Raw genomic sequence first — 13,386 nt, forward strand, 5'->3', positions numbered from 1 at the left:
AACATTCCAGTCAAAAGGTAAAAGTAAAAAATAGTACACGTGTTGATTGGAAAAGTTGCGAATCGCTAAATAAACAAAATGACACTAAAATACATTATGAGACTTAGATCTTAGTGTTTATTTAAATAATCAAGGAGAAAAAAATGATTGATACAATACTCTATTTTCTGCTTAGTATTTGCTATTTAACGTTGCTTCTTTTAAGTATAAAACTTATACAAAAGAGAACCGTATCCTTTTATATGGTATTTCTACCTCTTGTTATAGTTGGTCTGATTTACGATAATATCATCATTTCTGTGGGATCATTTATCGGCGAAGGTAATGTACTCCTTTTTTTAAGTGTGTTTCGCTTTTGGTACCATGCTTTATTTACGCCTACTCTTTTACTTTTTGCTTACGGAGTAGCAAAGCAGTCTAAACTTCAATGGGCTAACAAATTTATATTCAAAATTACCTTTCTAATGGGTACACTTGCTCTTATAAGTTATGAGATTATAGAGACGATTAATAAAAATCCGGCAATAATACGCGAGTATGGCATCGTTCGATATACTCTTGTAGGAGTCTCTGGTCCACCTTTAATGGTTATTATTGTGGCATTCATTTTGCTTATTGTTGGAGTATCCCTATATCGCAAAACACGATGGACGATAATGATGATTGGGGTAGCTCTTATGATTGCAGGAAGTGCTATACCTATTAACCTTCCAAGTACAGCTATAATCAACTTATTTGAGTTGTTCTTTATCTTTTCTTTATTTTTAACTCAGCGTTATATTACTTTATCAATAGATAATTGAGAGTAAAACAATGTCTTTATTCTTATGAGATACTCCACGTAATTGAAAAAAGAGGTTGGGACATAATCCATCTCTTAGATGAAAAAAGCCGATGAAACTTTACGATAAGTAAATGTACTGGGGGGAGACAATTACTCCAAGCGTAATTGTTGGACTACTTATTATCCTTGCATGCGTTTTTCTTTTATCTGGGAAATCAAAGGTGAAATTTCCAAGTGTTTCTCTTGTTAGTAAAGGCTGTTTTCGCAAACCTTGTTGCTTTGTAATTAGTGTAGAGGTTGTTGATTTGAGTTCCAGGCTGCTCGCTTTCCGTGGGGTGGGCGGTGAGCCTCCTCAACGCTTTGCGTCTGGGGGGGCTCACCTGTCCCACAGCTCCCACAGGAGTCTCGCATATCCGTTCAAATCAACCCTATATAGTTTTTTTAAGTAAATATTAAAAACAACAATCTTTTAGAAAAGAGCCTTTAGTAAAAAACATAGTTAGTTAAGTAGATTTTATGGTGTGAGTCTTTAAATTTATATCCAAAAGAGAAAATTATAAAGCTTAGGTATTGCAAAATATGATATATTTCGAGCGGAATTCTAGTTATTCAATTTTGTTTAAAAGGCAGCCTTCTATTTGGCTGGAAATGGCAATGGAGGTTTTCATGGATAAACAACATGCTGTAGTAACAGGAGCGTCAAGCGGTTTTGGTTTATTAACGACTATAGAGCTGGCGAAAAAAGGGTTTTATGTGACCGCAACAATGAGGGATACAAAAAGGCAATTAGCACTTATAACTGAAGCAGAGAGATGTGGAGTTAAAGAGTCCATAGAAGTAGTCCCGTTAGATGTCACTTCACATGAGTCGATTATTCATTTGAAAGGTTATATAGAAGAGAAAGGTCGAATTGATGTTCTTTTGAACAATGCCGGTTTTGCCGGAGCAGGATTTGCTGAAGAAGTTTCGCTTGAAGAATATCGTCAACAGTTCGAGACAAACTTTTTTGGAGTTATTGGGGTGACACAGGCCATATTACCAATGATGAGAAAGCAGGGGAGGGGGAAGATTATAAACATGAGCAGCATTAGTGGACGTGTTGGCTTCCCGGGTCTATCTCCATATGTTTCCTCCAAGTATGCACTTGAAGGATGGAGTGAATCGCTAAGGTTGGAGCTCAAACCATTTGGGATAGATGTTGTCTTAATAGAACCTGGCTCCTATCAAACAAGTATCTGGACCAGTGGTAAACAGATAACTGATAAATCGTTACATAAAGATTCTCCGTATTATAAAGTAATGACAAAACTGGAGCAGTATATTGAAAAAGGATCCGCTTCATTTGGTAATCCTTCTGATGTATCCAGATTTGTTGCATCAATTGCAGTGAAAGAGGGGACATCATTACGATATCCAATAGGGAAGGGAGTTAAATCTTCTATTCTATTAAAAACAATTTTACCCTGGTCATGGTTAGAAAAATTCATTCTAAAAAAACTGATGAAATAGGAGACTGCTTTTTGGCACGTCTCTATTTTTAATTTTTTACATAGCAACAAAGTTAAGTAGCCTAAATCTTTCAACAAAATCCTTCATTTTTTTCTATTAAAAGACATCTAGTAGGGAATCTAACTAAGTCAAAAGACAGGGTTTTTTAGGTCGAATAGCAACGAATTTTGTATGTTTACAGAGTTGTATACATGTACACAAAACGTATACTTGATGTATACAAATCTGTTTACTTGTATACAAACATGAATGCATAGCGGTTTAATAGGATGTATACAATTTTGTTTCGGGTGTAAACAAATTCGTAAACATGTATTCATATTGAACACATCGAAAGTATGATTGACGCTCTTACCCCCTCCCCTTACTCTTGAAGTAGTAGAATTAATATTCATTTTTAGGAGAGGGATGGTTTTATGAGTAAAACAAGAATAACAGCTGTTGATGTTGGTAATGATTGCGTGAAAGCTCTGTTTGGAAAAGGAGATTACGAATTATATATTCCTAACGTTATTGCGAGAGACACAGAAGATCGCCCTGTCATAGGTATAGAAGAGTTAAATGAAAAAAACCCTTTAGATGGTATTCATATTAGAGTTCACTCCCCTGCCCTTAAAGAGAACAATGCGATTTATCGCGTAGGGAACTTAGCAACGAAAAGCGATAATCCAAGTGAGTTGGATCCAGGCAGCAGCAAGTCTGAGGAAGATCAAACACTTGTCATGCTTTTTACTTCATTAGCATTGGATGCTGTGCGTGGAGAAAACAGCAATATTTTCAAAAAGACAAATAATGTCATTGATGCAAATTACACACTTGGGACAGGCTTGCCACTTCGTGAAGTGAAAGAAGGAAAAGATGTAGGGTATCGTTCACAATTATTAGGCTCTGTTCATCAGGTGGAATTTCTAGTAACGCCAAAGTACCAGGGAATAAAGGTTAATATTAAGTTTGATGAAGTAAAAGTATATCCTGAAGGGTTTGCGGCTTATATTAATCTGGTGATGGACAAGGATTTAAAAATCATCAATCGTGATTTAATTGATAAGCAGATTTTAATTCAAGATATTGGTGGTTTATCAACAGATGTTGCGGTGATTAAGAATCGAAATGTTGATGATGATAAAGCACAAGGCTTTAATTTAGGTGTTTCAGAATCATTAGAAGCGATAAGAGAAGAAATTCGAACTAAGCACGGAGTTGAGCTTGATAGCCGCCGTGATGTTGTGGATATTATTACAAGAAAAAATGACCGACATCATATAATGGTCAAAGGAAGCCGTACAAATGTCCATGACATTACAGACCGCATTCTTCTTGAACTGGCAAAGAAACAATACCGTCATCTTCGTAATGTTTGGCAAAAAAACTCCCAAACTGAAATCTGCTATTTCGTTGGAGGAGGCTCTATTGTTTTAAAAGAATATATTAAGATGTTAAATAATAGTTTAGATGGCTATAATATTGAATTCTTTGAAGATGAAAAGGAAAGCATCTGGATGATGGCGAACGCATACTATAAATTAATATCTGACTTTGTTAGAAAAACAAGTGAACCACAAAAGAAAAACGAGAAGCAAACAGTCTAAAACAAATTAAGGTGGTTACATGAATAAAAAGGGTGCACCAACAATAAAAAGGGGACAAGCTATTACATTTCGCATTCCATCTGATACACCTGATCATCTTATAAAACAGTTGGAAAAGCTTAAACGAACTGAAAAACGAAACTTTTCAAGTAAAATCGCAGAATTTGTTTTAGAAGGCGTTGGAAGCTCCTTAGCAAAGGATAGAGAAATGATTAGTCTACCAATGCCCAAGCATTTATCAAAAGATCAGCGGAATTGGTTGAAACATTCACACTCAGAAGCATTGCTGGGAAGTATTGTCTATCAAATTTTATCAGATCCCGTAAGAGCAACTTCTATTTTGGCTTCATTAACAAGTAATGCGCTGGATATTGATGAAGCATTGTACTTGCAGGAAGTGGATATTGATGGAAACCAGGATCTTGAACAGGTAGAAATCGTTGAGTCGGCAATACCTGAAGAAGAAGAGATTTCAAACCTTGACGATGATGATATAGTAGACTTTGATTTTGACAGAATAGAAAGAGAGCTTGCATCTACTAAAGAGGAGGCTCAAGAGGAATCTGAAGATATGGAAGATCTTCTGGGGGACTTTTTAGCAAAAATGAATAAATAAAAAGCGTGAGGAATAAGACTTAGATAGGTGCAAATTACTGAGTCATCCTCACGTAAATATTTTAAAAAATGCATTGACAGAAATATTGGGAAAATAATACAATGAAGCAAGATCATATTTTTAACAGAATTGGAGGGTTACAAAATGGAAAATGTAATGATGAATAAACCATTAAAAATTTCATATTGTAAAGTGACCCGCCAACAACAACGTTCATTTTTTTGAAAACTTTTTTGGTAACGTTTATTCCTAACGCAGGTCACGATCATCGTGATGTGCGTTTTTATATTGTTTGATCAGGCATTATGCACACTCGCATAGTGCCTTTTTGTGCCTTATTTTCCAAATCCGGGCTTTTTAGCTCGTTTATATAGATTGATTTCATATGAAGAAGGGAGTTATTAAGATGGTGAAGCATTTGATTAATCGTATTGATTTAGATTGGATGAAGGGTGGCTAACCGGATTGACTTTCATTCATATTAAGGGGAGGGATTGTAGGTGTTTTCAGTATTTGGGAAATTAGGCTGGTTCTTTAAAGAACATTGGAGACGGTATGCAGTTGCCGTTTCGTTATTAATTATTGTTAGTATATTAGACGTGATTCCGCCAAAAATTATTGGGATTGCTATTGATGATATTCAGTTTGGTCAAATGACAGGGGAGCGGTTATGGGAGCTATTATTTTTCTTCATTGCTCTTATCATTCTTAGTTATGGAATTACCTATGTATGGATGTACCAGTTGTTTGGTGGGGCACACCTTATTGAACGGATTCTGAGATACCGGTTCATGAGGCATTTATTATCAATGACTCCAAGTTTTTATGAAAAAAATCGAACTGGGGATTTAATGGCCAGAGCGACAAATGATTTAAAGGCGATTTCATTGACAGCAGGGTTTGGGATTCTCACGTTAGTGGATTCGACGATCTTCATGATCATTATTATTTTTGTGATGGGGTTTACGATTAGCTGGCAGCTTACACTGGCTGCACTCATTCCGTTGCCGCTAATGGCTATAGCGATCAACTATTTCGGAAAGCTCATTCACAAGCGCTTTACGGTTGCCCAGGATGCCTTTGGAGACTTAAATGACAATGTGCTTGAATCAGTAGCAGGTGTTCGGGTTATTCGCGCATATGTACAGGAAAAGGCGGATGAACAGCGTTTTAAGAACATGACTGAAGATGTGTATGAGAAAAACATTGCAGTCGCAAAAGTTGATGCCCTTTTTGAACCGACGATAAAAATATTAGTAGGTTTAAGTTATTGTATAGGTTTGGGATATGGTGCATATCTTGTTTTTCATCAGATGATTACACTAGGAGAGCTTGTAAGCTTTAATATATACCTCGGAATGCTGATATGGCCAATGTTTGCGGTTGGAGAATTGATAAACATCCTCCAACGTGGAAACGCTTCATTAGATCGGGTGAATGAAATCCTTACTTATGAAGAGGATGTAAAGGATGTGCATGAACCAATTCAGCTAAATATTCCCGAGGAAATTGTTTTCTCACATGTGACATTTCAATATCCAACGTCATCAACGGAAAACCTTCGGGACATCAGCTTAAAGGTGAAAAGAGGCCAAACAATCGGCATTGTTGGAAAAACGGGTTCAGGTAAAACAACCTTGCTTAAGCAGCTGATACGGGAGTATCCAACAGGTACCGGTGAAATTTTGATTTCAGGTCAGCGGATTGAATCCATCTTACTGGATACACTTCATTCCTGGATTGGATATGTTCCACAAGAACAGATCTTATTTTCCAGAACGATTCGTGAAAATTTACAGTTTGGAAAAGAACAGGTGACAGAGGAAGAAATTGAGGAAGCACTCCGCTTAGCCGCTTTTGAAAATGATCTGTCTGTTCTTCCGAAAGGGTTAGAGACATTAGTCGGTGAAAAGGGTGTGGCTCTTTCCGGTGGGCAAAAGCAAAGAATTTCGATTGCACGCGCTTTAATAAAGGATCCTGAAATTCTTCTATTGGATGATGCCATGTCGGCAGTTGATGGAAAAACGGAAGCTAAAATTATCGGAAATATCCGACAGGAGCGGAAGGGGAAAACCACTTTTATTTCTGCTCATCGTATATCTGCTGTTCAGCATGCAGATTGGATTATTGTGATGGATGAAGGAAAAATCGTGGAAGAAGGAACACATGATCAGCTGATTAAGCTTGGCAAGTGGTATAAAACGCAACATGACCGTCAACAAGCTGATTCGTATGGAGAGGTGAGCTAAATGAAGAAAGATTCAACAGGTAAACGACTCTTCCGTTACGCACTTCTCTATAAGCGAACGATCTTGATTGCTCTTGCTATGTTAACCTTTGCTGTCGGAGCTGAACTAACAGGACCGTTTATCGCGAAGAGAATGATTGATCATCATATGATGGGAATTGAAAAACCATGGGTTGAAGTGCAGGGAAAGGATGATCAAACGGTCGTTTATCAAGATCAATTATTCAAAAAGAAAGAGACTATATCAGAGAGCAGTTCAGTTGGAAGTAATGAGCTTCAAATTGTGCAGGTAGGTCGTTCTTTTTATGTGACAGAAGAGCATCTTCCTTTCGATGGAGAACGCTCGATATCCGGGAATAGATTAACCATTAAAAACGGCTCACAAGTAGCAAGCTATGAGGTGAATAAACTTTCAAGTCAAGAGCTGCTCGCTTTTTATCAGCCAGAGATTCGACCAATCGTTATACTGCTCAGCTTTTATGTAGGTTTGTTGTTCATCGCAGCCATCTTTCAATATGGAAAAACACTATTACTTCAAAAGGCGGCAAATCGTATTATTCAAAAAATGCGAACGGACATTTTTGAACACATTCAACGTGTGCCGATTCAATACTTTGATAACCTGCCGGCAGGTAAGGTAGTAGCACGTGTAACAAATGATACAGAGGCTATAAGGGAATTATATGTTAAAGTGCTTGCAAGCTTCTTTACAAGTGGAATTTATATGACAGGTATTTTTGTTGCTTTGTTTTTCCTGGATGTAAAACTTGCTCTGATTACATTGCTTCTCTTACCAATTCTTATAGCTTGGACAGTCCTTTATCGAAAGTTTGCTTCAAAGTATAACCATCTAATTCGTACTAGAGTCAGTGATATTAATGGGATGGTAAATGAATCGATTCAAGGTATGACAATCATTCGGGCGTTTCGAAGAAAAAAGCAAACGATCAATGAGTTCGAAGTATTAAATAAGGAGCACTTTACTTATCAAAATAAACTTTTAAGCCTAAATGCTCTTACTTCACACAACCTTGTAAATGTTTTGCGAAACATTACCTTTGTTGTACTCATTTGGTATTTTGGCGGGCAATCCCTCACAGCTGCAGGAATGATTTCAATTGGTGTTCTTTATGCTTTTGTTGACTATTTAAACCGATTATTCCAGCCGGTAACAGATATCGTTAATCAACTTGCACAGCTTGAGCAGGCGAGGGTTGCTGCAGAGCGGGTGTTTGAATTGCTCGATGAAAAGGGAGAAAAAGTCAATGTAGAGCAACTTCCTCGTTTTGAAGGAAACGTCGAGTTTAAAGATGTTTCTTTTTCTTACAATGGCGAGAATGATGTGTTAAAGAATATCTCTTTTACAGCCAAAAAAGGAGAAACAGTAGCATTAGTCGGGCATACAGGTTCAGGGAAAAGCTCCATTATCAATCTGTTATTTCGTTACTATGACATTAATAGAGGGATGATTACGATTGACGGTATGGATACAAGTGAAATTCCTCGTCAACAGCTCAGAAAGCATATGGGAATTGTTTTGCAAGATCCGTTTCTATTCACGGGGACAATAGAAACGAATGTGAGCTTGGATAATCCTGAGATTTCGAAAGAAACAATTAGAGAGGCACTGTGCAATGTTGGTGCGGAAAGATTTATTAAACAGCTACCTAAGCAATTTGAAGAGCCTGTGCTTGAAAAGGGAAGTACTTTATCAGCAGGTGAAAGACAGCTTATCTCATTTGCGCGTGCCCTTGCCTATGATCCGGCCATTTTAATTTTGGATGAGGCAACGGCCAATATCGATACAGAAACAGAAGCCATTATTCAGAAGGCCTTAAATGTTGTGAAAGAAGGTAGAACAACATTTGTGATTGCCCACAGACTTTCGACCATTCGAAATGCCGATCAAATTCTCGTCTTGGATCATGGTGAAATAGTGGAAAGAGGAAATCATGAGGAATTGCTCGAGAAAAAAGGAAAATACTATAAAATGCATCAATTGCAATTAGGAAAAGAAATGGTAAATACGGGATAAATAGAGGTTTCATTTGATTAAATAGAGGGAAGGGTACAAGTAATAGGAGGAGGTAATTGTTCATGAAAATGGTGAAAAAACTCATAAAATGGGCACCAATTATCTACCCAATCGTTAAGAAAATCCTTCATAAACGTAAGACAGGTAATATGAGATCAGGAATATAAAATGGAAGAGCTGGCTATAAAGAGATGGCCAGCTCTTTTAATGTCTAATAGGCGGGAGAGGAATTTGTGGTTCTTTTGCTAAAGAAATATGTAACGCCTGGTCCTGATTGACAGATGCGTAAAAGATTTGGTGATAATCAATAATGCCACGCTGAGATAGTTGTTGCCGAAGCCACTCTTCATCGAGGTTTAAATAATTTAAAGAGTCTTTATAGACATTTCCTTCTATTATGACAGGAAAGGAAATAGTATTTGCAGTTGGTTGAATAGTAAGATCCTCTTTCGTTACAGTTTGCTTAGAGATCTTTTTCAACACACTTAGCGCACCATCTGCCTCAATAACCGCTAAATCAACCTCTGCAGGATCAAAAACATCTTTTTCTCTCAACATCTGAAGAATGTTATCAATGGAATATCCTATTTTCTTCATATTATCAACTAAGAAGTTTCCATCTTTGATGACAAGGGTTGGCTCAAATGTAATGAGTTTTCCGAATCTCCGGCTTTTTATTTTCCAATGAGTAACGAGTTTTTGAAGAAGTCCAATCATGACAATGGTAAATGCAGTTGGAAGATGTTTAATTTCAGGATCAGCGATGTCAGCACCAACAACCGCTCCTAAGATAATAATAATGAGAAAATCAAAAATGGGTAATTCCCCAATTGTTCTTTTTCCCATATAGATGGTGGTAAACAAGAGTAAAGGAAGGATTGTCACGATTCGTCCAAGAACAATCAACAAATCCTTTAGCGTCTCTTCCATCCTTTTGCCTCCTTAAATGATATCAATAGGCAAAGGATTTCCATAAATAGAAAGATAGATACATGAGTTGTTTTATAGGATGTGATTTTATGCTTTAGGTTCAGGAACTTTTGTAAGAATCACAAAACCAATAATAAAGAGAATAACAAGACTGAAAACACCCAGGCTGGAATTACCGGTTAATTGTGCAGTCATTGCTACAAGTAAAGGACCCATAATTGATGCAAACTTTCCAAAAATATTATAAAAACCGAAGAATTCATTTGCTTTTTCTTTTGGAATAAGCTTGGCAAAATAAGATCTACTTAGAGCCTGAATGCCTCCTTGTGACGTAGCGACAAGCATGGCGAGGATCCAGAAGTCCAGGGTTGTCTCGAGAAAATATGCGTAAATACAAACGATCATGTAAATGAAGATGCCAACATACAACATTTTTTTACCTGTAAACTTTTCAGAAAGCCTTCCGTACAGAATAGAAAATGGTGCGGCTACAACTTGTGTAACAAAGAGCACAATAAGGAGGTCTGTTGAGCCAATCCCCAAATCAGTTCCGTATGCAGTGGACATGGTAATAATTGTTCCGACTCCATCAATATAGAAAAAATAAGCAAGAAGAAATAAAAATAATGCCCGATGTTTTCGAATTTCAGTTAAGGTGTTCCAAAGTCTTTTGAAGCTGTTCATAACTGGATTTCGTTCCCGCTTTATAAAGTGATGCTGTTGAACATGCTTAAGCAATGGAATCGTAAAAATCCCCCACCATACAGCTGTGATGATAAAAGCTATTTTACTGGCGAAAACAGTTGAAATTGGCAGGATCCCATTTTGTGATAAAACGATAATTGCGATGCTTATGATAAATGGAATCGTACTTCCGATATAACCTAAACCGTATCCGCGGGCAGACACAAGATTCATTCTGGATTCAGATGTCACATCTACTAAAAATGCATCATAGAAAATATTGGTTCCTGAAAAACCAATGGTTGCGAGTGTATAGCAAACTAACAAAAGAACCCATTGTTCCGCGGGAATAAAGGCAAGAATTCCAGTAAATCCAATCCCTAGTAAAAAAAAGAACGAAAAGAACCGTTTTTTATATCCCTGATAATCAGCGATTGTCCCTAAAATCGGGCCAAGCATCGCTAAAATAAAGGTTGCAATGGCAATCGTATATCCTAAATAAGCGGTAGAATCTGCCAGGCTAACCCCCGCATTTGTCGCTGCGCTTTTATAAAAAATGGGAAACACAGCTGTTGAAATAATAATAGAATAGGCAGAGCTACCCCAATCATAGAAAATCCAACTATTCTCTTCTTTTGAAAAACGCCTCATATTCATGGCCTCCCTAGTAGATGTACAATCATATTTTACAAGATTTTCAAGGCGAAAATAGAACAATACAAAAATTTAATATTTGGTTAATAAAGCATTAACATTAAGATAGTGATAATAATGGTTCCGTTTACATTTATGTATATTCCAAGGAGGGAAAAATAATCCAACCCCAAAGAAGAGTTAGATTATTTACGTAATGGTAAGCTCCATAACAGTAGAGACATCAGTAAACCCCAGGTTTTCATATAAATGCTTTGCCGGGTTACCTGTATAAACATTCAGCATAACTTTTTGAAATCCTTCTGCTTTTAATTGTTGGATCGCTGATTGCATGAGCTCTTTTCCCAGCCCCATCTTTCTGTAAAAAGGAAAAACATAGAGAGAAGTAATGGACCCTGTTTTCTGAACATTAACAGGACTGAAATCAGGCCCAATTAGTACCCACCCTGCTATCTGATTTTGGTCAACAGCAATAAGATAATAAGATCCACTGTTTAATAACGGTACAAACATATTCATTCCCATTTGCACATCATTATGAACCAACCCCATGGTGCTTTCAGACATGACATTTATCGTCATATAAAGAAGAGTATTTGTTTCATTTTGATCTGCCTTCCTAATTATCATAAGAAGCACCTCACTAGAATCTCAGATAGCATAGTATATGAATGGAGGCTCTTGTTGTGCCTTGCGTTAAGACAAAACGGGGGTGAATGGGGAAGGAAAAGTCCTTCATAGCGTAGATGAAGGACCTAACTCGGTTAAATGAGAAAAGAAAAGTCCTTCATACAGGTGATGAAGGACAAAACTGGAAATAAAAGAGAAAAGAGAAAGTCTTTCATATCTCTTTTATTTACGCTTCCAATACTCAAACAGAATTTAAGCTCTTTTTTCTAATAACTTACAGATTTCAACAATTGTATTTGTTGCTTTTATCATATTATCAACTGAAATAAACTCAAACTTTCCGTGGAAGTTTTCTCCCCCTGTGAACACATTCGGAGTTGGCAAGCCCATATAGGAAAGTTGGGAGCCGTCAGTACCGCCGCGAATTGGCTCAACAATAGGTGTAATGCCCAGGTTTTCCATTGCTTGATAAGCGATATCTACTATGTATTTAACAGGTTCTATTTTGTCTTTCATGTTGTAATATTGGTCCTTCAGTTCCAGTACGATTGCGTCTTCACCATAAACTTGCTTGAATTCATTAACAAGATCTATGATCGTTTGTTTTCTTGTTTCAAAAATTTGTTTATCATGGTCGCGAATGATGTAATGGACTTTTGTTTGTTCGACATCACCGGTGAATGAAATGAGATGATAGAACCCTTCATATTCTTCAGTAAATTCAGGGGCTTCCATTGCCGGTAGCTTGGATTGAAAAGCCATGGCGATTTTCGCTGAGTTTACCATTTTTCCTTTTGCAGTACCCGGATGAACATTATTTCCGTTAAATGTAATTTTTGCAGCGGCAGCATTGAAGCTTTCATATTGAAGCTCTCCAAGTGGGCCCCCATCAATAGTGTAGGCAAAGTTTGCTCCAAATGCCTCTACATCAAATTTATGAGGACCTCTGCCGATTTCTTCGTCGGGAGTAAAGGCAACTCGGATTTTTCCGTGTTTTATATCAGGGTTAGCAATTAGGTAGCGCATCGCTGTCATGATTTCAGCAATCCCTGCTTTATTATCTGCTCCTAACAATGTTTTTCCATCTGTTGTCATAAGCGTATGTCCTTGGTAATTTGCCAGGTTGGGAAATTGGTTCGGCGAAAGGATAACTCCCAGTTCCTGATTGAGTGTGATGTCTCCTCCATCATAGGACTCTACAACTTGAGGGTTAACGTTTTTTCCAGTAAAATCAGTCGCTGTGTCAAGATGGGCTAAAAACCCGACAGTAGGAATATTCTTATCTGTATTAGAGGGCAAAGTAGCCATTACATATCCGTTTTCATCAACTGTTACATCCTTCATGCCGATAGAATGTAATTCATCGACTAACAGCTTACCTAAAGTAAGTTGACCAGGAGTAGATGGACAAGCTTCATTTTCTTCGTTAGATTGGGTGTCAATGACAACATACCGTGTAAAACGATCAATGATTTCTTTTTTCATAAAGATTTCCTTCCTTTTTGTAAGAGTTATCTCTATCGGAATTTATAAGTTTTGTACTTAGTTTCGGTGGCTAGCTCCAGCGCCTATCAAACTTCAGATCATCTCCCTACGATAAGTCAACATCGGTTCGCTTCGCTTACTCGGTTTCCTAAATCTTTAGTCAATGCTCCTCCAGTTTGTACGGCGATGATCAAGGCGCTTGCGCTTTTCTAATTTTATCAT

At 37.3% G+C, this 13,386-nt stretch carries 11 protein-coding genes; 7 read left to right on the top strand and 4 right to left on the bottom strand.

Translation table 11 applies throughout. The annotated features are described in order from the left end of the window. The first annotated feature begins 143 nt into the window (after positions 1-143). The 7 genes from AC0L8O_RS23145 to AC0L8O_RS23175 all read left to right on the top strand — a co-directional run bounded on the left by AC0L8O_RS23145 (position 144) and on the right by AC0L8O_RS23175 (position 8,948). Positions 144-803, top strand: a complete 660-nt coding sequence (locus AC0L8O_RS23145; protein ID WP_473445577.1) for a hypothetical protein — start codon at positions 144-146, stop codon at positions 801-803. 647 nt (positions 804-1,450) lie between these two features. Next, positions 1,451-2,293, top strand: a complete 843-nt coding sequence (locus AC0L8O_RS23150; RefSeq protein WP_473445579.1) for an SDR family oxidoreductase — start codon at positions 1,451-1,453, stop codon at positions 2,291-2,293. A gap of 416 nt (positions 2,294-2,709) precedes the next feature. Then, a complete protein-coding gene (locus AC0L8O_RS23155) occupies positions 2,710-3,882 on the top strand; it encodes an Alp7A family actin-like protein (protein WP_473445580.1) in 1,173 nt (390 codons plus the stop codon). Positions 3,883-3,901: 19 nt separating this feature from the next. After that, entirely contained in the window at positions 3,902-4,498 is a 597-nt protein-coding gene (locus tag AC0L8O_RS23160; protein ID WP_473445582.1) for a hypothetical protein, read from the top strand. Positions 4,499-4,998: 500 nt separating this feature from the next. Then, positions 4,999-6,747: an ABC transporter ATP-binding protein gene (locus tag AC0L8O_RS23165; protein WP_473445583.1), complete on the top strand. Its 1,749-nt coding sequence runs from the start codon at positions 4,999-5,001 to the stop codon at positions 6,745-6,747. Beyond that, positions 6,748-8,781, top strand: coding sequence for an ABC transporter ATP-binding protein (locus AC0L8O_RS23170; RefSeq protein WP_473445585.1), 2,034 nt, complete (start codon positions 6,748-6,750; stop codon positions 8,779-8,781). It abuts the gene before it with no gap. Positions 8,782-8,843: 62 nt separating this feature from the next. Then, positions 8,844-8,948, top strand: a complete 105-nt coding sequence (locus tag AC0L8O_RS23175) for a hypothetical protein (RefSeq protein ID WP_473445587.1) — start codon at positions 8,844-8,846, stop codon at positions 8,946-8,948. A gap of 37 nt (positions 8,949-8,985) precedes the next feature. On the opposite strand, the gene AC0L8O_RS23180 is transcribed toward AC0L8O_RS23175, so the two are convergent. The 4 genes from AC0L8O_RS23180 to pepT all read right to left on the bottom strand — a co-directional run bounded on the left by AC0L8O_RS23180 (position 8,986) and on the right by pepT (position 13,164). After that, entirely contained in the window at positions 8,986-9,711 is a 726-nt protein-coding gene (locus tag AC0L8O_RS23180) for a DUF421 domain-containing protein (RefSeq protein WP_473445588.1), read from the bottom strand. An 87-nt stretch (positions 9,712-9,798) separates the two neighbouring features. Beyond that, the gene (locus tag AC0L8O_RS23185) at positions 9,799-11,046 is read right to left on the bottom strand and encodes an MFS transporter (protein WP_473445590.1); all 1,248 of its coding nucleotides are present in this window, start codon (positions 11,044-11,046) and stop codon (positions 9,799-9,801) included. 192 nt (positions 11,047-11,238) lie between these two features. Then, positions 11,239-11,679, bottom strand: coding sequence for a GNAT family N-acetyltransferase (locus AC0L8O_RS23190; RefSeq protein WP_473445592.1), 441 nt, complete (start codon positions 11,677-11,679; stop codon positions 11,239-11,241). 252 nt (positions 11,680-11,931) lie between these two features. Beyond that, positions 11,932-13,164, bottom strand: coding sequence for a peptidase T (gene pepT / locus AC0L8O_RS23195; RefSeq protein WP_473445594.1), 1,233 nt, complete (start codon positions 13,162-13,164; stop codon positions 11,932-11,934). Between the last annotated feature and the right edge of the window lie 222 nt (positions 13,165-13,386).

This window comes from Metabacillus sp. KJ11-3 (assembly GCF_055808295.1).